The organism is Gammaproteobacteria bacterium (assembly GCA_040183005.1).
In the GTDB taxonomy this organism is placed as follows: Bacteria; Pseudomonadota; Gammaproteobacteria.
The window spans coordinates 375,070-400,872 of sequence record JAMPIW010000007.1 but is presented as its reverse complement, the minus strand read 5'-3'; the positions used below and the strand labels follow the sequence as shown (position 1 = coordinate 400,872).

The 25,803-nt window shown below is 56.1% G+C and carries 22 protein-coding genes and 1 pseudogene; 9 read left to right on the top strand and 14 right to left on the bottom strand.

Translation table 11 applies throughout. The annotated features are described in order from the left end of the window. Nucleotides 1–394: 394 nt before the first annotated feature. Nucleotides 395–703, bottom strand: a pseudogene (locus tag M3A44_07735) (transposase). A 201-nt stretch (nucleotides 704–904) separates the two neighbouring features. Here M3A44_07735 and M3A44_07730 point away from each other — a divergent pair. The 6 genes from M3A44_07730 (at nucleotide 905) to hflD (ending at nucleotide 5,758) form a co-directional block, all read left to right on the top strand. After that, nucleotides 905–1,255, top strand: coding sequence for a hypothetical protein (locus M3A44_07730; protein ID MEQ6341537.1), 351 nt, complete (start codon nucleotides 905–907; stop codon nucleotides 1,253–1,255). A gap of 3 nt (nucleotides 1,256–1,258) precedes the next feature. Further along, complete coding sequence (locus M3A44_07725) at nucleotides 1,259–1,672, top strand: hypothetical protein (GenBank protein MEQ6341536.1); 414 nt, start codon at nucleotides 1,259–1,261, stop codon at nucleotides 1,670–1,672. Nucleotides 1,673–1,731: 59 nt separating this feature from the next. After that, a complete protein-coding gene (locus M3A44_07720; GenBank protein ID MEQ6341535.1) occupies nucleotides 1,732–2,829 on the top strand; it encodes a formylglycine-generating enzyme family protein in 1,098 nt (365 codons plus the stop codon). A 93-nt stretch (nucleotides 2,830–2,922) separates the two neighbouring features. Then, nucleotides 2,923–3,825: a formylglycine-generating enzyme family protein gene (locus M3A44_07715; GenBank protein MEQ6341534.1), complete on the top strand. Its 903-nt coding sequence runs from the start codon at nucleotides 2,923–2,925 to the stop codon at nucleotides 3,823–3,825. Between the two features lie 161 nt (nucleotides 3,826–3,986). Beyond that, nucleotides 3,987–5,138 (top strand): tRNA 2-thiouridine(34) synthase MnmA, encoded by a 1,152-nt coding sequence (gene mnmA, locus M3A44_07710; GenBank protein MEQ6341533.1) that lies wholly within the window; start codon nucleotides 3,987–3,989, stop codon nucleotides 5,136–5,138. Further along, entirely contained in the window at nucleotides 5,135–5,758 is a 624-nt protein-coding gene (hflD, locus tag M3A44_07705; protein ID MEQ6341532.1) for a high frequency lysogenization protein HflD, read from the top strand. Before mnmA ends, hflD begins: the two co-directional genes overlap by 4 nt. 32 nt (nucleotides 5,759–5,790) lie before the next feature. Here the strand turns inward: hflD and lpxA are convergent, their stop codons facing one another. The 13 genes from lpxA to rpsB form a co-directional block, all read right to left on the bottom strand. Further along, nucleotides 5,791–6,573 (bottom strand): acyl-ACP--UDP-N-acetylglucosamine O-acyltransferase, encoded by a 783-nt coding sequence (lpxA, locus tag M3A44_07700; protein ID MEQ6341531.1) that lies wholly within the window; start codon nucleotides 6,571–6,573, stop codon nucleotides 5,791–5,793. Continuing rightward, nucleotides 6,570–7,019, bottom strand: coding sequence for a 3-hydroxyacyl-ACP dehydratase FabZ (gene fabZ, locus M3A44_07695; protein MEQ6341530.1), 450 nt, complete (start codon nucleotides 7,017–7,019; stop codon nucleotides 6,570–6,572). Before fabZ ends, lpxA begins: the two co-directional genes overlap by 4 nt. 106 nt (nucleotides 7,020–7,125) lie before the next feature. Continuing rightward, entirely contained in the window at nucleotides 7,126–8,187 is a 1,062-nt protein-coding gene (gene lpxD / locus M3A44_07690) for a UDP-3-O-(3-hydroxymyristoyl)glucosamine N-acyltransferase (GenBank protein MEQ6341529.1), read from the bottom strand. Nucleotides 8,188–8,203: 16 nt separating this feature from the next. Next, a complete protein-coding gene (locus tag M3A44_07685; GenBank protein MEQ6341528.1) occupies nucleotides 8,204–8,761 on the bottom strand; it encodes an OmpH family outer membrane protein in 558 nt (185 codons plus the stop codon). 20 nt (nucleotides 8,762–8,781) lie between these two features. After that, nucleotides 8,782–10,998, bottom strand: coding sequence for an outer membrane protein assembly factor BamA (gene bamA / locus M3A44_07680; protein ID MEQ6341527.1), 2,217 nt, complete (start codon nucleotides 10,996–10,998; stop codon nucleotides 8,782–8,784). A gap of 340 nt (nucleotides 10,999–11,338) precedes the next feature. Beyond that, nucleotides 11,339–12,706, bottom strand: a complete 1,368-nt coding sequence (rseP, locus tag M3A44_07675) for an RIP metalloprotease RseP (protein MEQ6341526.1) — start codon at nucleotides 12,704–12,706, stop codon at nucleotides 11,339–11,341. After that, on the bottom strand, nucleotides 12,706–13,929 hold the full coding sequence (gene ispC, locus M3A44_07670; GenBank protein ID MEQ6341525.1) for a 1-deoxy-D-xylulose-5-phosphate reductoisomerase: 1,224 nt from the start codon (nucleotides 13,927–13,929) through the stop codon (nucleotides 12,706–12,708). The genes rseP and ispC overlap by 1 nt, the downstream gene beginning before the upstream one ends. Nucleotides 13,930–13,994: 65 nt before the next feature. Next, on the bottom strand, nucleotides 13,995–14,813 hold the full coding sequence (locus M3A44_07665) for a phosphatidate cytidylyltransferase (GenBank protein ID MEQ6341524.1): 819 nt from the start codon (nucleotides 14,811–14,813) through the stop codon (nucleotides 13,995–13,997). Further along, on the bottom strand, nucleotides 14,806–15,576 hold the full coding sequence (locus tag M3A44_07660; protein MEQ6341523.1) for an isoprenyl transferase: 771 nt from the start codon (nucleotides 15,574–15,576) through the stop codon (nucleotides 14,806–14,808). The genes M3A44_07665 and M3A44_07660 overlap by 8 nt, the downstream gene beginning before the upstream one ends. 97 nt (nucleotides 15,577–15,673) lie before the next feature. Further along, a complete protein-coding gene (frr, locus tag M3A44_07655) occupies nucleotides 15,674–16,231 on the bottom strand; it encodes a ribosome recycling factor (GenBank protein MEQ6341522.1) in 558 nt (185 codons plus the stop codon). After that, nucleotides 16,228–16,899, bottom strand: coding sequence for a UMP kinase (gene pyrH, locus M3A44_07650; protein MEQ6341521.1), 672 nt, complete (start codon nucleotides 16,897–16,899; stop codon nucleotides 16,228–16,230). The genes frr and pyrH overlap by 4 nt, the downstream gene beginning before the upstream one ends. Before the next feature lie 65 nt (nucleotides 16,900–16,964). Further along, nucleotides 16,965–17,852: a translation elongation factor Ts gene (gene tsf, locus M3A44_07645; protein MEQ6341520.1), complete on the bottom strand. Its 888-nt coding sequence runs from the start codon at nucleotides 17,850–17,852 to the stop codon at nucleotides 16,965–16,967. A gap of 99 nt (nucleotides 17,853–17,951) precedes the next feature. Next, nucleotides 17,952–18,782: a 30S ribosomal protein S2 gene (gene rpsB, locus M3A44_07640; protein ID MEQ6341519.1), complete on the bottom strand. Its 831-nt coding sequence runs from the start codon at nucleotides 18,780–18,782 to the stop codon at nucleotides 17,952–17,954. A 311-nt stretch (nucleotides 18,783–19,093) separates the two neighbouring features. Here rpsB and map point away from each other — a divergent pair, with 311 nt between their 5' ends. From map to M3A44_07625, 3 genes are all read left to right on the top strand, one after another. Next, nucleotides 19,094–19,861 carry a type I methionyl aminopeptidase gene (gene map, locus M3A44_07635; GenBank protein ID MEQ6341518.1) on the top strand — a complete coding sequence of 256 codons (768 nt, stop codon included), beginning with the start codon at nucleotides 19,094–19,096 and terminating at the stop codon, nucleotides 19,859–19,861. After that, a complete protein-coding gene (gene glnD / locus M3A44_07630; GenBank protein MEQ6341517.1) occupies nucleotides 19,851–22,514 on the top strand; it encodes a [protein-PII] uridylyltransferase in 2,664 nt (887 codons plus the stop codon). Before map ends, glnD begins: the two co-directional genes overlap by 11 nt. Before the next feature lie 192 nt (nucleotides 22,515–22,706). Continuing rightward, the gene (locus M3A44_07625; GenBank protein MEQ6341516.1) at nucleotides 22,707–25,703 is read left to right on the top strand and encodes an SBBP repeat-containing protein; all 2,997 of its coding nucleotides are present in this window, start codon (nucleotides 22,707–22,709) and stop codon (nucleotides 25,701–25,703) included. Nucleotides 25,704–25,803 lie beyond the last annotated feature (100 nt).

The following is a 25,803-nucleotide window of genomic DNA, read 5'->3' as shown; positions in this document are numbered from 1 at the left end:
AACCCAGATTGTCCCACGGCGAATAGAACGTACACCACCGTTCGTGGTGAGCTTGTCGAACCATGAACGGCCCTTCGACAGGCTCAGGGCGAACGGTTTTGGGGCTATGGACAATCCGGGTTAAAGAGTCGCTAACAAAATGACTCTCCATATCGCCTTGAAAATTGCCAGCAAATCAATCGGATCGGCGTCGTAGCCGTGAATCGAGGAGGGATACCCTCGACCAGTGACAGCCGTTATGCGATGTCATTGCGGCTGGTTTCCATCACAATGGCGTCGGGCGAGATGTCTTGCGCGTCCGTGAAGGTCTGGTATTTGCTGTTGGTTTTACGGCGATCAGCCGGTCACGGCCAGCCCCCCTGTTCGCGGCACTTGTGGCGGAAGGGTCAGCGATGGCGCGCGCGAAATCGATCTTACCCGCCTCGCGTAGCTTGACCTGGAGCACCTCGCGCAGCTGGTCCCACACGCCAGCCTTTTGCCAGGCGCGCAGCCGTCGCCAGCAGGTCATACCCGACCCACACCCCATTTCCTGCGGCAGCATTTCCCATGGAATGCCCGACAGCAGCACAAACAGAATACCGGTCAACATCTGGCGATCATCCAGTGGTTTGCGGCCAGGATACCGCTTACGCCGCTGCTTGGGTGGCGGTATTAGGGGTTCTATGGCAGACCACAGCGCATCATCCACCAATTGGCGCGGCATCTTTACTCCTCCGGATAATTTTAAGGTGCAACCAAATTGTAAATGTATTTTTTTCATTTTGTTAGGGGCTTCAAACCGATGCGCAAAACTCATCTTTACAACCGCGCGTCAGTATGCTAAAAACATACAAATATTCTACCGATTTAGTGGGGTTTTTTACCTCTGAATTTTGCAGCCCAACATAACGGAGACGTTCACAAAATGCACAGAAAACTTATCCGCACTTCGCGTGCCACGCTCGCGCTTGGGGTAGTGCTGTGGGGTTCCAGCGTACTGGCCGACGCCAACCTGAAAATCACATCCCCCGCTGATGGGGGCAAGGTCAAAGTCGGCGAACCGGTAAACGTCGTTTATAGCATTACGCCCAATGTCGGTGGCGACCATTCGCACATTTACGTCAATGGCAAAGAGGCCGGGATTTTGCGCAAGCTAAAGAGCAGTTTCAGTCTTGACCCCCTGCCCGTCGGCACTCACACGCTGTGCATAAAGGTGGTCAACAAAGGCCATGCGTCCATCGGCCAAGAGAGCTGCATCAAAGTCACAGCGAATTAGCGCATGCAGCTCGAGAACCTATCCTATGCATTAACCCAGGCCATACATAACTTCGGAGCCGCCGCAGTGGTGGGCGGCTCTTTTATTGCCCTGAAATCCAACCCGGACCAACTCCAGCTCAAAAAACGCATGGCGTGGCTGGTGTTAATCGCGTGGGGCGCCCAAGTCGCCAGCGGTGTCATTTTTGGCACCGTCAGCTTCTATTTTTACGGTGAATTCCCCGACTTGCACGCGGTAGCTATTGGGGCGCTGGTTATCAAGGTGCTCTGTGCTGTCTCCGGGTTTGTGCTTGCGGCACTTTATTTGCGCGGCGCACAGCAGTGGAGCGAGAAAAGCCGTCATCGCGCATGGCATGCCCTGACTGGGATGGGAGCCACAGCGCTGACCGCAGCGGCTTTTTTACGCTGGTTTTCCTAACCAGGCGGCACACGACGGGTTGCGAAAATTTGAATTTTTAATATCAAGAGGATCTAGTCATGCTTCAAGCGCTACATCGCTCACCGCCCCGCACACCCACACTGGCCAGATCCTTCTTGGCCGCGCTGAGCCTGGTAGCCGGGCTAGCACAGGCTGGGGAATTCACCAATTTCGCAGGCCTGAAGTTCGTTGACATACCCAGCGGCCATTTCCAGATGGGCTCATGCAAAATAACATCCGAGATGCAGAAGGAAAACAAAATCCGCGTTTTTCTCGGCCAAGCACCGCTCTCGGCCGACTGCCCCGAGAACAATACCAACGTAAACGACAACGAAACCCCACAGCATACCGTAAGCATATCCGCTTTTCAGATGGGCAAAACCCCGATCACCCTCGGCCAGTTCAAACACTATGTCAGTGCCTCGGGAGGCACTAAAGGATCGTCGGGATGGAATCTTATCAACGACGACTTTATGAGATACAACGCTTTCGGCGATGACGCGCCAGTAGTGCAGGTTTCCTGGCAAGAGGCCAAAGATTTCATCGAATGGCTCAACAAGCACAAACCGGCGAATGACCGTGGCACGTACCGGTTACCTTCCGAAGCAGAGTGGGAATATGCCTGTCGTGCGGGCGGCAACCATGCTTATTGCGGCAGCAATAACGTGAATGAAGTCGCATGGCACGATGGCGATGTCCCCAAGGGCGATGGCCGGCATCAGCAAAATGTTGGACGCAAGACCCCCAACGCCTGGGGACTCTACGACATGAGCGGCAACGTGTGGCAATGGGTAGAGGATGCCTACCATGATAGTTACCGTGGCGCACCGGCTGATGGCCGTCCCTGGACGGAGAACAGCGCGAATGCTTCGCACGGCGCTCCGGAACTCAACCAAGGCAAGCAGGAACACAATAATTCCGCGAATATTGTGCGCGTCAACAACACGGATTTAAGCAGGGAACAACAGGAGTACGACGCCATCATGCGCACCCGCCACGGCTCAGACTGGAAGCGTGACACCACCACCGCGCGGGTTCTTCGTGGTGGCTCCTGGAAGTTCACTTCAGACTTCGCGCGCGCAACTTACCGCCTCGCCGCCTCGCCCGGAAACTGGTACTACGGCAATGGGTTTCGTGTTGTCAGGGATTTACCATAAACAGGCGGGTCGTTAAAACACATTCAAAACATATTGCCAACCATCCAAAGAAGCGGCCAACTTCCGTTTTTAGGTTTAACTTTAGGAACCAGCATGCCCCGAGCGCACCATCGTCTGCCGCGTCACTTGCCAACGCGTCTTGGCAATATTGTTGCCACACTCTGCTTGAGTCTGGTCGCCAGCTTTGCACATGCCGGCGAATTCAGCAGCTTCATCGACCTAAAGTTCACCGACATACCCACTGGCAGCTTCCAGATGGGCTCGTGCCAAGCGGCAACCAGACCGGGAGGGGGAGGCAAGAAGCTCTCCCAGACACCTCCAGCCGGCTGCTCCGCAGTCGACTTGGACGCATTGATCAACGAAGGCCCGCAGCATCGCGTCAGCATACCGGGTTTCCAGATGAGCAAAACCGAAGTCACTCTTGGTCAGTTCAAACGCTTCATCATCGCCACTGGCCGCACCGAGCTGGTCACCGACGAGTTCATGAAATACAACGCCCATGGCGACACTGCGCCCGTGGTTGATGTTTCATGGAACGAGGCCAAAAACTTTATCGAATGGCTAAACAAGAGCAAAGCGGCAACTGACCATGGCGTCTATCGCTTACCTACCGAAGCCGAATGGGAATACGCCTGCCACGCGGGTGGCAACCACCCTTATTGCGGCAGCCGCGACGTGAACGCCGTTGCATGGTTCAACGCAAACAGCGGCAAACACCAGCAACCCGTGGGCAGCAAAAATGCCAACGCCTTTGGTCTTCACGACATGAGCGGCAACGTGTGGGAGTGGATGGAAGACTGCTATCACGATAATTATAGCGGCGCACCCGCTGACGGCAGCGCCTGGACCAGCCTCTGCGCAAGTTCCGGGCGCGTGCTGCGCGGCGGCTCCTGGAGGGGCGACGCCAAAAACGTGCGCGTACAAAATCGCACCAACGCCACAGCCGTAAACCGGAGCAACATCATCGGCTTCCGTCTCGCCAGAACCCCACAGTAACACGGAAATTACATTTTCGGGGCTGGCGAAATTAGCCTCACCCCGCCAATTTCCAACACACGAAACACCTCTCCGGGCTGGGGTTTATTTGTTACAATTACGCCCCAATATAGAACTCATTACTCTCACCCCCGAAAACTCTGTTTTTTGACTCTTTAGAGATGCACAATCCTACCAAAACCCGCGTTATTGTCGGCATGTCCGGCGGCGTCGATTCATCAGTGAGCGCTCTGCTCCTGCAACAGCAGGGCTATGATGTCAGCGGCCTGTTCATGAAAAACTGGGAAGAAAACGATCCCGACGGCCACTGCCCCGCCGCCGAGGACGCGCGCGATGCACTGGGAGTATGCGACCGGCTTGGCATCTCTCTGGATGCGGTTAACTTTGCCAAGGATTACTGGGACCGGGTATTCCGCTACTTTCTCGATGAATACAGCCGCGGGCGCACGCCCAATCCAGACGTATTATGCAACAAAGAGATCAAATTTAAGGCCTTTCTCGACTATGCGATGAATCAGGGGGCGGACTATATCGCCACCGGCCATTACGCGCGGGTAACGCAAAACAATGGGCAATACCGCCTGCTTAAAGGGCTCGATGCCAACAAGGATCAAAGCTACTTCCTCTATACCCTGGGCCAGGAGCAACTGGCAAAGACCCTCTTTCCTGTTGGTGAACTAACTAAGCAGGAGGTGCGTCGGATTGCCACCGAAGCGGGGTTCGGCAACTCAGCAAAAAAAGACAGCACCGGCATCTGTTTTATCGGCGAGCGCGACTTCAAGACCTTTCTCGCCCGCTACCTGCCTGCGCAGCCGGGAGAGATGCGTACCCCCGAAGGCGAACGCGTCGGCCGGCACGACGGGCTAATGTATCATACCCTTGGCCAGCGCCAGGGCCTGGGCATTGGCGGGCGGCAAGGGGGTAATGGCACCCCTTGGTACGTCGTCGGCAAAAACCTGGACAGCAATACACTGCTCGTCGCCCAGAACCATGACCACCCGTTGCTGTATAGCCGCTCGCTCGCAGCGAGCCATCTGCACTGGGTGCGTGGTGTACCACCGGCATTGCCGTTACGCTGCACAGCCAAGACACGTTACCGCCAAGCGGATCAAGCCTGCGCCATCACAACACTGGAAGATGGCATATGCCACGTGACATTCGAGCAGCCCCAATGGGCCGTCACACCCGGCCAATCGGTGGTGTTTTATGCTGATGACGAGTGCCTGGGCGGGGGCGTCATTGAATACACTGAAAACCGCACAGATGCAATTCGCAACCGATCCACATCACCACAAGCACAACACATACAATGAGCCATAGCAGCGAAGAACGAATTATTGCCCTGGCCGGTGCTTTTCAGGCTACCCACCTGGTACAGCAGATTGCGCATACAGGCACCATGGATACCGGTGATTTTGAAGTGTGCATCAACAGCATTTTCAACATTAACCCACCCACGACAGCTGCCGTCTATGGTGGCGTGCGCGGTATCAGCACCGGACTCAAACGGCTGCGCACCCAGCTCGGCGGTGGCAGCGAGCCACGCAACATGGAAATCACGCGCTATATCGTCGCCGTCCTCTACCTTGAACGCCAAATGGCAAAAAACTCTCAGATGCTGCAACAAATCGCCGAAGGCATCGAAAAGGCAAGAGGCCAAGCGCAGCATTTCTCCCAGACTCACAGCAACGTCATCGCCAGCTTGGCCGGATTGTACAGCGACACCATCAGCACCTTGAACCCCCGCATTATCGTCAGCGGCGAACAGGGCTACCTGTCCAACCCCGACAATGCCAACAAAGTACGCGCCCTGCTGCTGGCGGCAATACGCTCTGCGGTATTATGGCGCCAGTGCGGTGGTGGCCGGTGGCAACTTCTGTTTGGCCGTAGCCGGATGGTGCGTGAGGCGGGGGAACTTTTGGGGGAAACATGAGCGGTTGGGGATGGCTGTGATCCCCTCCCTCTTTACCGGATTATCCCGCGTGACGACTTCTGCACAAAATCCGCCAGCAGCTTAATCTCGGCATGGCTCGCCGCCAGCTCACCGAGCTGTTCAAGCGCCTGATCCACGGTGAGATTGGAGCGGTAAAGGATTTTATATGCCCGACGCAGGTCACTTATGACATCAGCGCTAAAACCGCGCCTTTTCAAACCCTCAGTGTTGAGGCCATGGGGCGCGCCCCGGTAACCTGACACCATGAGAAAAGGTGGCACGTCCTTGGATATGCCAGTATTGAACGCGGTAAAACAGTGGGCGCCAAGGCAACAAAACTGGTGTACCAACGTGAAGCCACCCAGGATGACATAATCCTCTATCGTCACATGGCCGGCCAGCGAGGCGTTGTTGGACATGATGATGTTATTGCCCAGCACGCAGTCATGGGCAATATGCACATAGGCCATGATCCAGTTGTCATTGCCGATGCGGGTTATTCCACCACCCTGGACTGTACCGCGATTGATTGTGCACGACTCGCGAATAAGGTTGCGGTCGCCAATTTCGAGCCAGGTATCCTCGCCATGGTATTTTTTATCCTGGGGCGCATCGCCTATCGAGGAAAATTGATAGATTTTGTTGTCGCGGCCTATGCGGGTAGGACCATTAATGACCACATGGGGACCAACCCACGTGCCTTCACCGATCTCAACATTCGGCCCGATGACAGAAAACGGGCCAACACTGACCCCAGCGGCAAGCCGCGCGCTTGGATGAATTATCGCGCTCGATGCAATCAGAGAGTCTGTCAAGGCTCAAGTTCCCTTTCCGCGCACATCAGATCGGCGCTGGCGACAACCTTGTCGCTCACCTTGGCAACAGCATGAAACTTCCAGACCGTCTTTATGACACGCGTCACTTCGACCTCAAGAATCAGCTGATCGCCTGGGATGACCGGCTGTTTGAAGCGGGCATTATCAATGCCGACAAAATAATAAAGTGATCTTTCAGTGGGCCGGGTATTGGTGGTGATGAACGCCAGGATGCCCGTGGCCTGCGCCAAAGCCTCAATAATCAACACACCGGGCATGATGGGGCGATCAGGGAAGTGCCCCTGAAAAAAAGGCTCATTAAAACTTACGTTTTTCAGCGCCACCAGGGACTCGCCGGGGACGCAGTTGAGCACCCGGTCCACCAACATGAAGGGGTAACGGTGGGGTAGGTGTTTGAGCACCTCGCGAATATCGAGCGGTTCCAAGATTCTTATCCTTCTATCTTCTGTTATTACCTAGCAGGGCCTATGGAAAAGGCCTCGCGCTGGCCCACGTTCAGTTTTTATCATACCGCACCAGAAAGGTACGCGGCTACGCTTGTTTTTGCACCTGTTTCAGCAGATTTTCGAGCACCTTCAAACGACGCGCCATCTCATCCAGCTGCCGGAAGCGCACGGTATTCTTATGCCACTGCTGATTGGTATCCGCGGGAATGCCGGAAGAATACACTCCGGGCTGTTTTATGGATTTGGTCACAAACGACATGCCGGTAACATGCACATCATCGGCAATTTCCAGATGACCACTGATACCCACCCCGCCCCCGACGGTGCAGCGCCTGCCGATACGTGCACTGCCCGCAATACCCACGCAGCCTGCAATCGCGGTATGGGCCCCGATATAAACGTTGTGGGCTACCTGAATCTGGTTATCCAGCTTCACACCGTTCTCGATCACTGTATCTTCCAGCGCGCCCCTGTCAATGGTGGTATTGGCGCCAATTTCAACGTCATCGCCAATAGACACGCCACCCAGTTGCGGCACTTTGATCCACACGCCATTATCGTTGGCGATACCAAATCCATCACTGCCGATTACCGCGCCGGGATGAATCATGGCGCGCTTGCCAATATGCACACCGTGACATATTGTGACGTTGGCAAGAAGACGGCTGCCTTCGCCAATCACCGCGCCTTTGCCAATAAAACAACCTGGCCCGATACTGACGTTTGCGGCGATATTCACATCCGCCTCAATAACGCAGTGAGGGCCAATCGAGGCACTTTCGTGCACCCGGCTGTCAGTGCTGACACACGCCGTTGGGTGGGTGCCCACAACGCTCGTCTCTTCACGGCCTGTGTACAACAATGCTGCGGCGCGGGCATATCCAACATAAGGGTTAGCCACAACCACTGCAGCGGTCGCGCAATCTTCCTTATCCTTTGAAGAAAGGATGACGGCGCTGGCCTGCGTTGAGGCCAAATATTTCCGATAACGCGAATTGGCTAAAAATGTGATGTTGCCAGATTGCGCGCTTTGCAGTGTTGCAACCCCGGTGATCACACACGCGGCATCGCCGTATAACTCGCCGCCGATACGTTCCGCGAGCTGGCCCAGCGTGATTCCCGGCGCACTCCCGAGTGGAGGCAACACTTGCTGCCCGCCCGGCTTATTTTTTAGGTTTCGCCGATGCTGACACATCCTTGGGTCTATCCCGCAGACGTTGCAGCACCTTGCCTGTAATGTCTAACTTGGGGTTAACAAAGGCAGCCACGTCGAAGAAAATCATGTCGTAACCTTCTTCCTTGCCGAGAGTATCGATGGTTTCTTTCACAATCTGCTGCAATTTACCAAGCTCTTCGTTGTTGCGAATGTTGACATCATCGCGCAGTTCTTCCTGGATGCGGCCGAGGTCCCGTTTACGGGCGAGCACCTCACGCTCCATTTTGGCGCGTTCGGACTCACTCATGGTCACGCCATCTTTTACCAGTTTTTCTTCGAGCTGCTTGAGCTCCTTCACCTCAGCCTGAAGCTTATTACGCCGTGGGGCAAATTCCTGCTCGAACCTACCACGTGCCGCATCTGCCTGAGGTGCCTTCTCCATCAGCTCGGCACTATTCACATAACCCAGCTTCAAATCAGCCGCATTCGCAGCCGCCATCGAAAACATCAACCCAAACATCAACCCAAACATCAGACCAAAAACAGGATATGCAATTTTTTTCACAACATTTACTCCGAGTTATTTCAGAAAAAAGTACCCAGCGAGAACTGGAACGACTCAGTGATATCTCCCGCCTTCTTGTTAAGCGGTCTCGCCAGATTGAAATTCAGCGGCCCCATGGGGGACAGCCAAATAGCGGCTACTCCGGCAGAGTAGCGCAAATCGCCTGCGCTGAATTGCTGAATGCCAGTATAGACGTTACCTATATCAAAAAAGGCACTCAGGCGGAACGACTTGCTCTCCTCCATAAAGGGTACAGGGAAAATCACCTCTGTGCTCCCCACCAGCTTCAAGGCGCCGCCCAGCGCCCTGTTGTTTTCCCTCAGGCCCAGACTGTTCGCCCTGAACCCGCGCACAGAGTAGACGCCGCCTGCGTAATAGCGCTCCCAGAAAGGCAAGGCGCTAGTCCCGCCATAACTGTCACCATAGGCAACCTCGCCATTCATCACCAGGGTCAGGCTCTTGGTCAACGGGTGGTACACCTGCGTGCGTGAAGACACCTTGTAAAACTGCAAGCCGCTGCCTGGCACCGACATTTCCGCAGAAAGACTCTGCAACATACCGTTATCCGCGAAGATCGCACGGTTGCGTGTGTCGTGGGTCCAGCCGCCGGACATTTTGATTATATCAAAAGTGTCCCCGTTTGCATTGAGAAAGTCCACATAGGACTTAGGTGTGAAACTGGTGGTTTTAATCCTGGTATGTTCATAGTCAAAACTCAAGCGCGCGGTATTGTGTTCGCTAAGCGGAAAACCATAATTCACTCCGGCGCCAAACACATCCGACAGATAGCTTCCGACAAACAACCGGGTAGCGTTGGTCTGCCTGAAAAATCCCCTGAACCCCCGGCTCACGCCATCCGGCGTATGATAAGGATCGGTATAGGAAAAACTGTATATGGTGTTTACTCGGCTGTTATTGACTTCGGCACTGATGCGCTTGCCGCTGCCGAGGAAGTTGTCCTGGCTAATGCTGGCGCTGAGCAGCAAGCCCTGCACCTGCGAAAAGCCCACTGCCGCCGTCAGACTACCCAAGGATCTTTCCGTTACGTTGACATTCACGTCAACCTGATCCGTTGCGCCGGGAACAGCGGGCGTCTCGATGTTGATGTCCTGAAAAAAGCCCAGCCTCTGCAAACGTATCCGCGAGCGATTGATCTTGTCAGTCGCCAGCAATCCCCCCTCCATCTGCCGCATCTCGCGCCGCACCACTTCATCGCGGGTTCTAGCGTTGCCTGCTACATTAATGCGGCGCACATACACCCGCTTGCCGGGATCGACCAAAAACGTCACTGACACCTGTTTGTTTGGCTTGTCCACTTCAGGGTTGGGATTGACGTTGGCAAACGCATACCCGTCCGAACCAAGACGCTCGGCGATTTGCGCGGCGCTTTCGGTGACGGCCTTGCGCGAAAAAACGGCGCCTTCAGCCACGCTGATCAGCTTGCGCAGATCCGCTTCGGGTAAGATGAGATCACCCGCAAGCTTGACCTCCTTGACGGTGAATTTCTCGCCCTCGGTAATATTTATCGTGATATAGACATCACGCTTGTCAGGCGTGATGGAAACCTGGGTGGAATCGATATTAAAATTGATGTAACCGCGATCCAGGTAGTAGGAACGCAGGGTTTCCAGATCCGCGGCCAATTTTTGCTTGGAATACTGATCCGAACTGGTAAAGAAGGAAAACAGTGTTGGCGTAGTAATTTGAAGCTGCTTTAACAACACTTCATCACCAAACGCCGCGTTGCCAACGATGGCGATCTGGTGGATCTTCGCAGATTTACCCTCGACGACGTCGATGACGATATCGACACGATTACGCTCCAGCGATGTAACCTTCGCTTTGATCTTTACACCGTATTTTCCCTGACTGAAGTATTGACGTTGCAGCTCACGCTCCACCTTGTCGAGCAGAGAACGGTCAAAAATCCGGCCTTCCGCAAGACCGCTCTGCTTCATCGCCTTGGTCAGATCCTCGGTCTTGATGTCCTTGTTACCAGCGATCTTGATGCTGGAGATTGAAGGGCGCTCTTTTACCGTGATGATTAGCGTATCCCCGTCCTGGCCAAATCGTACGTCATCGAAAAAACCGGTCTTGAACAAGGCGCGAATAGCCTCCGAGGAGCGGGCGTCATCCAGCGTATCGCCGACGTTAAGGGGCAAATAATTAAAGAGCGTGCCGGGAGAGGTGCGCTGCAAACCTTCCAGCCTGATGTCCTTGACGACAAATGGTGTCATGCCCCACGCATGCGATGCCAGCAGCATACCCAGAAAAATTAGCCACGCCCTTCTTTTCGGAGCTCTCATTAGTAATCCAAGTCGTATAAACCTAGAAACGGCAGTTGACCGCTTCATTTAGCAGCTAAAAGAATGTTTAAAATATGTTTTTCCATAATCTCCAGTCTCACCTGTTTAGCGAGTTCGCTACGGAGTGGATTGCACGATATTCAGTGCACATGGCAGCGTTACAACTCCTTGGAATGGAACAACCATTCCGCGTCGTTGCGCCTTGCCCAGCACCCTGAAAACCGCACACTCTGCCCCCCCCCGGCCAACTGCCGTTTTTAGGTTTAATCGGCTAGCCAAACAGACGTGTCAGATCATTGTAAAAGGCGAAGATCATCAGCGTTCCCAATAGTGCGATACCCACCCGCTGACCGAATATCTGCGCCTCGTCCGACACCGGACTACCCTTTACCCACTCAATCAAATAGTACATGAGATGCCCGCCGTCCAGGAGGGGGACGGGCAGCAGGTTCAACACGCCCAGGCTGATGCTCACAATGGCAAGAAATCCCAGGAACGACACCACTCCCGCGCTGGCGGAATACCCTGCATATTGGGCGATGCTGATGGGGCCGCTAAGGTTGTCCACGGAGAGTACCCCCGTCACCATCTTAAACAGCATGCGTAGCGTCAACGCGGACATATCCCAGGTTTTGACCACGGCCTGCACCACGGCTTCACCTGGCGAATAGCGCAGCACGGCACGCAGCTCTTCCGGCAATTCCCCGGGGATTTTGACGCCCGCGCCGATACGGCCTATTGTGCCTTCTTTGGTTACCGTGGCAACGGGTTGCAGATCAATGGTACTACGCACACCTTCACGTTCGACTTCGACACGAATGACCCGTCCGGCGCGGGGTCTGACATATTCAACCCACGCCTCCCAGTCACCGATGGCTTGGCCATCGGCGGCAATAATTTTATCACCCACCACTATTCCTGCCCGCTCGGCGGCACCACTGGCCTCCAGTTGACCAATGATGGGCGGAATAGCCGGGCGAAAGGGGCGCATACCAAGGCTGTCGAGCAGATTCCCTTTATCCAGATCGCTGCCTGTCACCGCACTCAGACCCAGCGTACGCGTCATCGGGTGGCGGTTTGCATCCTGAACCTGCACCGTCACCACCTGCTGATCCAGCACCTTGTCCAGCATGGAAAATACCACCGTTTCCCATGTCGGCGTCGGCTTGCCATTTAAACTGAGGATGACATCCCCCTGCTGAAAACCGCCGCGCTGGGCGATGGAATTCGGCGCAACCTCCCCAACAATCGGCTTGAGGCCATTCACGCCAATGATGAAGACCGCCCAGTAGGCGATGATGGCCAGCAGAAAATTGAACAGTGGCCCCGCGAAGACGATGGCAAAGCGGCTGGCCAGTGGCTTGCGGTTAAAGGCGCGGTGCACTTCGTGCGGCTCGACCGGTGCTTCACGCTCATCAAGCATTTTGACATAGCCGCCCAGCGGCACCGCCGCGATGACATACTCTGTGTTGTCAGGTCCACGGCGCCATATCCACAGGGGCTTGCCAAAACCAACCGAGAAGCGCAGCACCTTCACGCCCAGCTTGCGCGCCACCCAGAAATGGCCGAATTCATGGACGGTAACCAGTACACCGATGGCGATGATGAAGAAAAAGACTGAGGATAGAATGGTACTCATCATGCGCGCTTGCTCGTAGCCTCTACCACCCTGCGCTCAGCAGCCTCACGCGCCAGCGCGTCATCGGCCAGAATAACCTCAAGGCTAACGGCCTCGCGCACCGGCACATCGGCAAGCACGCGCTCAATCACGGCGGGGATAGCGGTAAACGGCAGTCTGCCGTCGAGGAAAGAGGCTACCGCAATTTCATTGGCCGCATTGAGAATCGCCGTGGCAGTGCCCCCCGCCTGCATCGCCTCGTAGGCAAGGCGCAGACAAGGAAAGCGGGAGAAATCGGGCCGTTCAAAGTCCAGCCGCGCAACATCGAAAAGACTTAAAGGGGCAACCCCGGATTCAATACGCTGCGGCCACGCCAAGGCATGGGCGATGGGGGTACGCATATCCGGACTGCCAAGCTGCGCCAGTATCGAACCGTCGGCGTATTCGACCATGGAGTGAACCACGCTTTGCGGATGCAAGACCACCTGAATCCTGTCCGGGCTGGTATTGAACAGCCAGCAGGCCTCGATCACCTCCAGACCCTTGTTCATCATGGTAGCTGAATCGACGGATATCTTGCGCCCCATCACCCAGTTAGGGTGGGCGCAGGCCTGATCCGGGGTGACATGATGCAGCTCGGAAAGGGGGATATTGCGAAACGGCCCGCCCGAGGCGGTCAGCAGTATGCGCCGTATACCGGCAGCGTCCAGACCGGTGGACAGGTCGGCCGGCAGGCATTGAAAGATCGCGTTATGCTCGCTGTCCACAGGCAGCAGCTCGGCGTTATTCCCACGGACCTCATCCATAAAAATCCGCCCGGCCATGACCAGCGCCTCCTTGTTGGCCAGCAGTACGCGCTTGCCGGCGCGCACTGCGGCAAGCGTGGGCAGCAGACCGGCGGCGCCAACAATAGCGGCCATAACATACGCCACCTGAGGCAGGGCAGCGACGGTTTCCAACCCTTCCAGGCCAGCCAACACCTGGATCTCCGGGGCGGTTGCGCGCAACTGCTCATGCAGGCGCTGCGCCGCATTGGCATCCGCCATTACGGCATATTCGGGCCGATGCACAAGACACTGTTCGTATAAACGGTCCACATCGGAATTCGCTGTCAGGGCAACGACGTGGTAACGTTCCGGGTGCCGCGACAATACGTCGAGCGTGCTGACACCAATAGAGCCAGTGGCGCCAAGCACAGTAACGCCGTACCTGGATGTACAAGTGTCGCCAGAGGGCCGCTCCAGCGCATCGTGCGCTCCCGGCACTTGTCCATCCACGGACAGCGCAGGAGGCTGGGAGTGACCGCCGATCAACCCAGCATCCCCAGCAACAGCAACCCTGTCAAAAATACCGGCGCGGCGGCGGTCAGGCTATCAATCCGGTCGAGCACGCCGCCATGGCCTGGCAGCAGCTTGCCGCTATCCTTGACACCGGCGCGCCGCTTGAACATGCTTTCCAGGAGATCGCCCGCGATTGAAAAAACCACCGTGATCACGCACAGCGACACAAACGCAGGCAGCATGACCGGGTCAACCTCCAGCAGCCTGCCGCCCGCCAGCCCCATCACCATCGTCATCGCCAAAGCGCCCCACACACCCTCCCAGGTCTTGCCGGGGCTGATATTGGCCGCCAGTTTGCGGCTGCCCCACAAGCGTCCGGCAAAGTAGGCGCCCGTATCAGCCAGCCAGATCAACACCATGAGGAACAATACATACTTTGGGCCGTAGGACTCGCTCCCATGTAACACCACCAGCGCCATCCAGGCAGGTATCAGCGTCAGCATCCCCGCACCGCCTCCTGTTATGAGGCTGGGGGGGACGACAACAGGGTGAACATTGAACCTTAACATCCATGCAATCGCCACCAACCACCACACTGCCCCCACCGATGCGCCGACCAGCATGCCTGCCGGCAGCGTGCCGCCAAACCACATAAAAGGTAACGCTATCAGGATATACATCAGCCGATCGAGAGGCTCGGCGATGCCCATCAAGCCAGCCCACTCCCAGAACCCCGCAATGACGATGCCCGCCAGCAACAATGCAAATACGGTGTTTGGCAGCGCGAGAACGCCCCATACAACCAAAGGGATGAGGATGGCAGCGGTAAGCAAACGTTGTTTAAGCACCCTTGTGTCCTTGTTCCTGTTCCACCTGCTCGCTGGTGCGCCCAAAACGACGCTGGCGCCTGGCAAAAGAGGCCAGCGCACCATCGAAGCTCCGCGCGTCGAAATCCGGCCACAATGTTTCGGTAAAATGAAATTCTGTGTAGGCCAGTTGCCACAACAGGAAATTACTGATGCGCTCCTCCCCACCAGTACGTATAAACAAGTCGGGATCAGGCAGGCCGTGCAGCGCCATGTGCTGCTCCAGGACATTTTCCGTGATTTCGGATGCGTGCAACTGCCCAGCCTCGACTTTTTGCGCTACGACACGGGCAGCCTGTGTGATGTCCCAGCGACCGCCATAATTAGCCGCCACAACCAGCGTCAGCCCGGAATTGGCAGCGGTCCGCTGTTCCGCTGCGATAATTTTCTCCTGCAATTTCCCGGAAAAAGCGCTACGCTCGCCGATGACCCTCAAGCGCACATTGTTTTCATGCAGGCGTCGGGTCTCGCGCTCCAGGGCAGTCATAAACAGCTCCATCAACAGCCCGACTTCCGAGGGGGGGCGGCGCCAGTTCTCGCTACTGAATGCAAACAGGGTCAACACCTCGACACCACGCAGAGAGCAGGCCTGAACCACGTTGCGTACTGCTTCCACGCCGGCGCGGTGGCCGGCGATGCGCGGCAGAAAGCGCTTCTTGGCCCAGCGTCCATTGCCATCCATGATGATCGCCACATGACGGGGAAGGTATGCGGCTGGATTAGTGTTATTTGCCGTCGTAGACATGCCTGCACAAAAAATGGTGGGGGAAGCGCGGGATAACAGCACGCAGGTCAGGGGGCTGGGAACAGGCTCTGAATTGCCAGCCCCCAACCCCGCGTTTTTAAATCTCCATCAGATCGGCCTCTTTGGCCGCCAGTATTTTGTCCGCTTCGGTGATGTATTTATCCGTCAACTTTTGAATTTCATCCTGCGCCCGACGCTCCTCATCTTCGGAGATTTCTTTCTTTTTGAGCAACTCTTTCAGCTCGCCATTCGAGTCACGGCGAATGTTACGGATAGCGACCTTGCCGGCCTCCGCCTCGGCGCGCACCACCTTGATCATGTCACGGCGGCGCTCCTCGGTCAGTGCAGGCAAAGGCACGCGGATGGTACCGCTGGCGGTAGAGGGATTGAGACCAAGATTGGAGGTCAGAATCGCCTTTTCAATGACGGGAACCATGTTTTTGTCCCACGGCGTCACGGTAAGCGTGCGTGAATCGCTCACCGTAACGTTGGCGGCTTGCCCCACCGGCACCTCATTTCCGTAAAAAGACACCATCACATGATCAAGCAAGCTGGGATGGGCGCGTCCAGTGCGCACCTTGGTCAGCTCATCTTTAAGCGCATCAATGCTCTTGGTCATGCGGGCGATGGCGCTTTTTTTAATGTCATCTATCATTTTGCCTCTCCTTCTACAAGCGTACCCTCATCTTCGCCCATAACGATGCAGCGCAACGCACCAGCTTTGTTCATATCAAATACCCGCAGCGGCATTTTATGATCCCGGCAAAGCACGATCGCGGTAATGTCCATCACCATCAGTTTGCGCTCCAGCACCTCATCATAAGTCATGCGTTCATAGCGCACGGCATCAGGATGCTTCATCGGATCCGCCGAATAGACACCATCCACCTTGGTGGCCTTGAGCAGAAGCTGCGCGCCAATTTCGATAGCGCGCAGACTAGCTGCCGAGTCCGTGGTGAAAAAGGGATTTCCAGTGCCTGCGGCAAAAATCACCACCCGCCCCTTTTCCAGATGGCGAATGGCACGGCGGCGGATATAGTCCTCACAGATCTGGTTGATCTTGATGGCCGACATGACGCGCGTAAACACACCCTGATGCTCCAGCGCGTCCTGCATCGCCAAGGCATTCATGATGGTAGCCAGCATGCCCATATGGTCGCCGGTGACCCGATCCATGCCCGCGTCCGCCAGGCCGGCGCCACGGAACAGATTTCCGCCGCCGACCACCAGACCAACCTGAACACCCATCTGCACCAGCTCGCTCACTTCGGTGGCAACGCGATTGATAACATCAGGACTGATGCCAAACTCACCATCGCCCATCAGCGCCTCGCCGCTGAGTTTCAGCAGGATGCGCTGGAATGCGGGTTTGGGGGCCACAGTCACCGTCAGCTCCCGCGTACCTGGGCCATCACTTCGGCGGCAAAGTCTTCCTGCTTCTTCTCGATGCCCTCGCCCACTTCAAAACGCTGGAAGCGCACTACTTTTGCGTTGGCATCCTGCAACAGCTTCTCGACTGTCACATCGGGATTTTTGACGAACGGCTGCCCCACCAGGGTGATTTCGGCCAGGAATTTCTGGATGCGCCCGCTGATCATCTTTTCAATGATATTGTCGGGCTTGCCGCTCTCCGCAGCCTGGGCGCGGAAGATTTCCTTTTCCTTCTCGACGATGTCAGTCGGCACTTCATCCGGCGAGACGCACACTGGCTTGCTGGCGGCAACATGCATAGCGATATCCTTGGCCAAAGCGGCATTGCCCCCTTGCAACTCCACCAGCACGCCGATACGACCGCCGTGCAGATAGGAGCCAACCACGCCGCCACTTGCGGTCATTGTTACAAAACGGCGCACACTGATGTTTTCACCGATCTTGGCGACCATTTCCTGGCGCGTCGTGTTAATGCTCTTATCACCACCCGCCTCCAAAGGCAGGTTCATCAAAGCATCCAGATCGGCAGGTTTGTCAGCCAGCGCCTGTTTTGCCACATGCCCGGCAAAACCCACAAAATCGTCACCCTTGCCAACGAAATCGGTTTCACAGTTGACTTCCACCATGGCGCCTTGCGTCGCGTCACCGTTAAGCTGGATCACAACACACCCTTCGGCAGCGACACGCCCAGCTTTCTTGTCCGCTTTGGCGAGGCCAGACTTACGCATTGTTTCAATAGCGGAGTCGATATCGCCGTTGGCCTCAACCAAGGCCTTTTTGCACTCCATCATTCCGGAGCCAGTACGTTCGCGCAGCTCTTTTACCAGCGCAGCTGTAATTTCCATAACCAAATTCCCCACTTAACCTAACAAATACATCAATATAGTCAGAGGGGCGCCATCCATTGCGCCCCTCATCTACCCGAGCCGGATACGGTTCCGGCGTTACTCCGGAGCGTCAGCCTGCTGCGCAGCACCCGGCTTTCTGGCCGGCTTCTTCGCCATAGGGGCTTTCACGGGCCTTTTTGGCGCCCTGGCGGGCTGCCCTTCTTCATCCATTTCGATAAATTCGTCGGCACCGCCGGTCGAGACTATCGTGGCGCGCGCCTCAAGAACTGCGTCCGCCGCAGCCCGCGCATACAGCTGGATGGCGCGGATCGAGTCATCATTACCCGGGATGGGATAATCTATGCCGTTGGGGTCATTATTGGTGTCGACAATACCGATGACCGGAACACCCAGCTTGGTCGCCTCGCTCACGGCATTTTTTTCATGCCCGACATCGATCACAAACAGTGCGTCGGGGACGCCTTTCATATTTTTGATGCCACCCAAACTGCGCTCCAGCTTCTCCAGCTCGCGCGCATACCCCAACGCCTCTCTCTTATTGAAGCGGTTAATGCTGCCGTCCTGGACCATCGCATCCAGTTCTTTAAGGCGCTTGATGGATTGCTTGATGGTCTTGAAGTTGGTCAACATGCCGCCCAGCCAGCGCTGATCGACATAAGGCATGCCGCAACGGGCCGCTTCTTCCTTGACCACTTCTTGGGCCGCACGCTTGGTGCCGACAAACAGGACGGTACCCTTGCGGGCCGCGAGGCTGCTGATAAAATTCATCCCGTCATTAAACAGCGGCAGGGTCTTTTCGAGATTGATGACGTGGATCTTGTTGCGGTCACCGAAGATGTACTGCGCCATCCGGGGGTGCCAATAGCGGGTCTGGTGGCCGAAATGAACACCGGCCTCCAACATGTCACGCATGGATACAATTGCCATGATTTTTATGCTCCAAAGTTAGGGTTAATCCTCCATGCGCCCCATATATCAACCCGCCTGTTTATTGGTTCTGGCGGGCACCCTGACATATGTGACGGCGCATGTGTGATTTAATGCCTCTGAGGCAATGCGCCACAGAGGAACCGGGCCATGAACCACGGCAATTTGCCGGGCTTCATGGCTTAGCTGCGTTTTATACCATAAAACCAAGTCATATCTCAATCAATGCAACTAAAAGAGTGGTTAAACGTGACTGGCAGACCGGCACCAATAACGGTAAGATAAGCCATTGATCTATCGAACCCTATATTATGACCGTCTCCATCAAAACCCCTGAAGAAATTGAGAAAATGCGGATTGCGGGGCGGCTTGCAGCGGATGTGCTGCATATGATTGCCCCCCACGCGCAACCCGGCATCACCACCGGAGAACTGAACAGCCTGTGTCACGAATATATCGTTAATGTGCAGCAGGCGATCCCCGCGCCGCTCAATTATCATGGTTTTCCAAAGTCCATTTGCACCTCGGTCAATCATCAGGTATGCCATGGCATCCCCAGTGACAAGGTGCTGAAAAACGGCGATATCGTCAACATTGACATCACTGTGATCAAAGATGCCTATCACGGCGATACCAGCAAGATGTTTTTTGTCGGGGAGCCATCGGTGGTCGCCAAACGGGTGGCGCGTATCAGCTATGAGTGCATGTGTATCGGTATTGAGATGGTCAGGCCCGGTATACGCCTGGGTGACATTGGGCATGCCATTCAGAGCCACGCCGAGTCCAACAATTGCTCGGTCGTGCGTGAATATTGCGGTCACGGCATTGGCCGCGTGTTTCACGAAGATCCCCAGGTGCTGCACTACGGCACACCGGGCACCGGTTTGGCGCTGGAACCGGGAATGACATTCACCATTGAGCCGATGATCAATGTCGGAAAGCGCCATGTGAAGCTTCTGCCCGATGGGTGGACGGTGGTAACCAAGGATCGCAGCCTGTCGGCGCAATGGGAACACACCGTGCTGGTCACCGATAGCGGTGTTGAAGTTTTGACCAAGCGGCCCGAGGATGACATCTAACAACCTGCCCCTGTTTGACAAGACAGCCTTTGAAGATGCCCTGAACAAGGGCGGCAACTCTCTCCCGCCATTCCGCGCCACCCTGCAATCGGCCCATCAGGCGATTAAAGAGCGCTTCCTCAATGGCACGCCCGCCGCCGAGCTGGTGCGCAGCCGTGCCGAAGCCATTGATTACTTTGTAATCCAGGCGTGGCACCGGCTGGTCATCAATAACGATAGCGATGATCTTGCCCTGGTGGCAGTCGGCGGCTATGGACGCGGCGAACTCCACCCCGGATCGGATATCGATCTGCTGGTGCTGCTGCGCGACAACAATCATCAAATCTACCAGGAACGGCTCGAACGGTTTTTGATACTCCTCTGGGATATCGGCCTGGAGGTGGGACATAGCGTGCGCTCGCTGCAGGAGTGCGTATCCGAGGCCGAGCGCGACATTACAGTGGCGACCAACCTCATGGAAGCGCGCCTGCTGGACGGGCCACAGCCGTTGTTCGAGGCGATGCGCACCGCCACGGGTCCGGGACGGATCTGGCCTAGCCGGCGCTTTTTCGAAGCTAAATGGCAGGAGCAGATTGCCCGGCACGCCAAATATCACGACACCGCCTACAATCTGGAACCGAACGTCAAGGAAGGACCAGGTGGGCTGCGCGACATCCAGATGATCGGCTGGGTGGCTAAGCGCCATTTTGGCGCCACCACCCTGCATGATCTGGTCGATCACGGGTTCCTCACTGAATCCGAATATCAGGCGCTGATCGCAGGCCAGAATTTTCTCTGGCAGGTAAGGTTCGCGCTGCATACCTTGACTGGCCGGCGCGAGGACAGGCTGCTGTTTGATCATCAACACGCCCTGGCTCAGCAGTTCGGTTACCATGACGAGGAGCACCGGCTCGCCGTTGAGCAGTTCATGAAAGAGTATTACCGCACCATCATGGAGCTGAGCCGACTCAATGAAATGCTGCTGCAACTCTTCCAGGAGGCCATCCTCTATGCAGACAGCGAGGCGGTGGCAGCACCCATCAACAACCGCTTTCAGGCGCGCAATGGATTTATCGAGGTAACGCACGACGGCGTGTTCCGGCGTTATCCTTTTGCCTTGCTGGAAATCTTCCTGTTGCTGCAACAGCACCGGGAGTTGAAGGGGGTGCGCGCCACGACCATCCGCCTGATCCGCGACCACCGCTACCTGATCAATGACACATTCCGCGATGACCTGCGCAACCGCAGCCTGTTCATGGAGATCATGCGCCAGCCACACGGCATCACCCACGAACTGCGGCGCATGAACCGCTACGGCGTGCTTGCCGCCTATGCGCCGATGTTCGGCGCTATCGTCGGTCAGATGCAATACGACTTATTCCACGTGTATACCGTGGACGAACATACGCTGATGGTAGTGCGCAACCTGCGCCGTCTCACAGTACCGGAATTCGCCCATGAACTACCACTGTGCAGTGACATTGTACAGCGCATACCCAAACCCGAGATCCTGAACCTGGCCGGTTTTTTCCATGATATCGCCAAGGGCCGGGGAGGAGATCATTCCGAGCTCGGCGCGCATGATGCCATGGAGTTCTGCCTGCATCACGGCATGAGCCAGTATGATGCACGCTTCGTCGGCTGGCTGGTAAAACACCATCTAATCATGTCCAGCACCGCACAACGCAAGGATATCTCGGATCCACAGGTGATCGCCGCCTTCGCCGCGACAGTCGGAGATCAGGTGCACCTGGACTACCTCTACCTGCTCACCGTGGCAGATATCCGCGGCACAAATCCGACGCTGTGGAATAGCTGGAAAGATTCACTGCTGACGGAACTCTACAAGTCAACCAAGCGCGCATTGCGGCGCGGCCTGGAACATATCATCGACAGTACCGAGCGGATCACCGGAGTCAAGCAACAGGCGTCCGCCCTGTTAAAACAACATGCACTCGACGATGCGTCCATTGAGAAGCTATGGCATGAGCTGGGCGACGACTATTTCCTGCGCCACTCCGCCGATGAAATAGCCTGGCACAGCCAAGCCATCAGTCATTGCTCCCCGGCGAGTTTGCCGCTGGTCCTGGTGCGCCAGCAAACCCCGCGCGGAGGCACGGAAATCTTCATCTATACCTATGATCAGGATCATCTCTTTGCCACCACGACCCAGGCGTTTGACCAACTGGGGCTGACCATCGTTGACGCGCGCATCATCACATCGCATAACGGTTTCACGCTGGACACCTATATAGTTCTGGAGGCGTCGGGAGAACCCATTGCCAACGCCTATCGCATCCAGGAGATTCTTGACACCCTCAAACAACATCTTGGACAAGGTGGTGAAAAACGGACCCATGTCAGCCGGCGTCCATCACGGCGGCTTAAATTCTTTCCAACTCCCACCGAAATCACGTTTAGTCTCGACGCGAGCAACCAGCGCACCGTAATGGAGCTAATCACTGCAGATCGGCCCGGGCTGCTCTCGCGCATTGGCCGGGCCTTCATGGAATGCGACGTACGACTGCAAAACGCCAAAATCGCCACCTTCGGTGCGCGCGCCGAAGACGTGTTTTTTGTCACCGATAAAAATAATCAGCCATTGCACTCAGAAGCACAGTTTGATTGCCTGCGCGAAACTCTCGTCAGCTATCTGGACAAAAAAGAGGATTGAGCGGATAGTAAACCACGCAGCAGGTTAAACCTAAAAACGGCACCTCGTAGCGGGCCCCACCAAACAGGCGAACCCGCAGGGTATGCTAAAGTCTGTTAAAAACATATTGCTAGCCATACAGGGAAGCGGTCAACTGCCGTTTTTAGGTTAAATCCCTCCGACGCATTCGCAAGGAAAAGGGGGTAGCGGGATATGCGTAACAACCGGACGGTGCTTCTTGTGTCGGCCATGGGACTACTGGCCGTCACGGCCTTCATCATGCCTGGATTCTCCGGCAACGCCCGCGCCGCGCAGCCTCTCCCCGCACCGAAGGCGCCTGACAAAATCCCGCCTGCCCTCTTTGCTCCCGGCAAAACCGCTCGTGCAATCATCGTGGAAAGTTATGGAAAATCGCCACTCACTTTCGAGGTCAATCAAGGTCAGGCCAACGCCCGTGTAAAATTCCTGTCACGCGGCAACGGCCACACCCTGTTTTTAACTCCCCGCGAGGCCATGCTGGTCTTGCGCAAGACTACCGCAAGCGGAAAAACAGGCAGCGTGCTGCGCATGAAGTTGGCTGGCGCCAATCCCAATCCCAAAATCACCGGGACAGAACCACAGCCCGGCCAGAGCAATTATTTCATCGGCAATGATCCCAATAAATGGCACGCCCAGATACCACGCTATGCGCGGGTCACGTACCAGGATGTCTATCCCGGCGTGGATCTGGTCTACTACGGCAATCAGCGCCAATTGGAATACGATTTTGTTGTCGCTCCCGGCACCGATCCCCGAATGATTACGCTTGCCTTCGAGGGTGCGCCGGGAACGTCACTGAAAATCGACACCCAGGGCGATCTGGTTCTGCCCACCACCAGCGGCGAAATCCGCCAGCACAAGCCACGCATTTATCAGGTCATCAACGGCGTCAAAAAGAGTGTCGCTGGCCACTATGTGCTCAAGAACAAACATGCGGCGGGCTTCCATATCGCCGCCTATGATGCCGGCAAACCCCTTGTCATCGACCCGGTGCTTTCCTGGTCGACCTACCTTGGCGGCAACGGTAGCGATTCAGGCAGCGCGATTGCCGTGGATACCGCAGGCAATGCCTACATTACTGGCAACACCTTCTCCACCAATTTTCCCACAACCGGTACCGCGAGTTTTTCCGGGACAGGTGATGTCTTCGTAATGAAATTGGATAGCAGTGGCGCGCTGATCTATTCCACCTATTTGGGCGGCAGCAACAGTGACGAAGGACGCGGCATCGCCGTGGATACGAGCGGTAACGCCTATGTAACAGGCAATACCTTATCAACCAACTTCACCACCACCAAGTCAGCTTACCAAGCCACCCCCCTTGGGGGCGACAACGTCTTCGTCACGAAATTGGATAACAATGGCACGTTGGTCTACTCCACCTATTTGGGCGGAAATGGCAATGACCTGGGCCACGGTATCGCCGTTGATACCTCCGGCAATACGTACATCACCGGAAGCACCGGATCGGCTGATTTCCCCACAGCAACCCCATTGCAACGCGACAAAGGCGGCAATCCGGCGACTGATTTCGATGCCTTTATAACGAAATTGAATGCTACGGGATCCGCGCTCGTCTATTCCACCTATCTTGGTGGCGGACGCAATGACGAAGGCTCCAGCATAGCTGTGGATAATGCCGCCAATGCCTACGTGACGGGCGTTACCATGTCTGCCACGGGCGACCCCACATCGAAGAGCTTCCCTGTAACTACGCCAGCCTTCCAGGCCAACTTCGCCGGTGGAGGCGATGCCTTCGTCACAAAACTGAATGCCGCAGGATCAGCGCTCGCCTACTCCACCTATCTCGGCGGCAGCAGCGGTGAGCAAGGCACGGCTATCGCCGTGGACGTATCGGGTGGAATCTATGTAACGGGCACCACTCGCTCAACCGACTTTCCGGTCACCTCCTCCGCCTTTCAAACCCGCTTTCGCGGAAATGAAGATGTCTTTGTCACCAAGATAAATACAAGCCGCGCCGCACCTGATTATTCCACCTACCTCGGCGGCAACGACAACGACCTTGGTTACGGCATCGCCGTAGATGGCGATGGCAATGCTTATATGACTGGCGTTACCTGGTCGCCCAACTTCCCCACCGCGAATCCCACCCAGCCTGCCCTTGGCGGCGGACTTTCCGATGCCTTCGTGACTAGGTTGAACGCCACAGGCGCTGCACTCATCTACTCCACGTATCTCGGCGGCACGGGCAATGATGCGGGCTACGGCATCGCTGTGGACACCTCCCGCGCCATCTACCTCACCGGCGCCACCCCAACGACAAACTTTCCCACCACATCAGGCGCCTTCCAGTCTCTGCCCGGTGGCCTGGACGACGCCTTCGCAGTCAAGATCACCGCACCTGGCATTGCCGACCTTTCCGTTACAAAAACCGGCACGCCAAACCCGGTGACGGCGGGAAGCAATCTCACTTATACCATCACCGTAACCAATAACGGCCCCGATGCCGCCACGGGTGTAACGCTTAGAGATGCCCTGCCTGCCGGTGGAACTCTTATATCCGCCACGCCGAGCCAGGGTAGTTGCAGCGGCGCCACCACCTGTGCTTTGGGAACACTCAATAGCGGCGCCAGTGCAACTCTAACTATCGTCATTATCCCCACGGCAGGGGGGACGCTCAGCAATGCCGCCACAGCGACAGAAAACGAAAACGACCCTGACGCGGCGAACAACCGTGCTGCGGCAAACATCACAGTAACTGCCGCGCCCTCCCCCGGTGGCGGCGGCACAACTGCCGGCACCGGCGGCGGCTGTTTCATCGCCACTGCCGCGTATGGATCATATCTCGACCCCCACGTGCAAACGCTTAGGGACTTCAGGGACAGGGTGCTCATGCCCCATCGCGCAGGCAGGGCGTTTGTTGATCTGTATTACAGATATTCACCCCCGATTGCGGATCTAATCGCACATCATGAAAACCTGAAGATCGCCACCAGGGTAGCCCTGACCCCCGTGATATACACCGTAATGCATCCCTTTGCCGCCGGTGTATTTTTACTTGGGATTTTGGGGATGACGGTATATAAACTGCGTAATCGAAGGCGTTTTTTTAACGCTAGCAGCCTGTCGGACTTAGGGGATCGTAGCGAGAAAGTGGGAGAGCGAGGACAGTTTTTCGCTATTTTGAGGAGAATAGCTGGCACTATTTAACGAAAAATAGCGGAAAAATGGACCGCTCTCCCGCTTTCGCAGTAGATTCGACCTAAGTCCGACAGGCTGCTAGGATTCGGAATATTACGGCGGTTCAGTA

Coding starts and splice junctions, on each gene's coding strand:
- hflD (MEQ6341532.1), top strand. CDS start 5,135: ATGAGCCATAGCAGCGAAGAACGAATTATTGCCCTGGCCGGTGCTTTT.
- M3A44_07715 (MEQ6341534.1), top strand. CDS start 2,923: ATGCCCCGAGCGCACCATCGTCTGCCGCGTCACTTGCCAACGCGTCTT.
- M3A44_07730 (MEQ6341537.1), top strand. CDS start 905: ATGCACAGAAAACTTATCCGCACTTCGCGTGCCACGCTCGCGCTTGGG.
- frr (MEQ6341522.1), bottom strand. CDS start 16,231: ATGATAGATGACATTAAAAAAAGCGCCATCGCCCGCATGACCAAGAGC.
- rseP (MEQ6341526.1), bottom strand. CDS start 12,706: ATGAGTACCATTCTATCCTCAGTCTTTTTCTTCATCATCGCCATCGGT.
- map (MEQ6341518.1), top strand. CDS start 19,094: ATGACCGTCTCCATCAAAACCCCTGAAGAAATTGAGAAAATGCGGATT.
- bamA (MEQ6341527.1), bottom strand. CDS start 10,998: ATGACACCATTTGTCGTCAAGGACATCAGGCTGGAAGGTTTGCAGCGC.
- rpsB (MEQ6341519.1), bottom strand. CDS start 18,782: ATGGCAATTGTATCCATGCGTGACATGTTGGAGGCCGGTGTTCATTTC.
- M3A44_07725 (MEQ6341536.1), top strand. CDS start 1,259: ATGCAGCTCGAGAACCTATCCTATGCATTAACCCAGGCCATACATAAC.
- mnmA (MEQ6341533.1), top strand. CDS start 3,987: ATGCACAATCCTACCAAAACCCGCGTTATTGTCGGCATGTCCGGCGGC.
- M3A44_07625 (MEQ6341516.1), top strand. CDS start 22,707: ATGCGTAACAACCGGACGGTGCTTCTTGTGTCGGCCATGGGACTACTG.
- pyrH (MEQ6341521.1), bottom strand. CDS start 16,899: ATGGGCGATGGTGAGTTTGGCATCAGTCCTGATGTTATCAATCGCGTT.
- M3A44_07660 (MEQ6341523.1), bottom strand. CDS start 15,576: ATGTCTACGACGGCAAATAACACTAATCCAGCCGCATACCTTCCCCGT.
- glnD (MEQ6341517.1), top strand. CDS start 19,851: ATGACATCTAACAACCTGCCCCTGTTTGACAAGACAGCCTTTGAAGAT.
- tsf (MEQ6341520.1), bottom strand. CDS start 17,852: ATGGAAATTACAGCTGCGCTGGTAAAAGAGCTGCGCGAACGTACTGGC.
- M3A44_07720 (MEQ6341535.1), top strand. CDS start 1,732: ATGCTTCAAGCGCTACATCGCTCACCGCCCCGCACACCCACACTGGCC.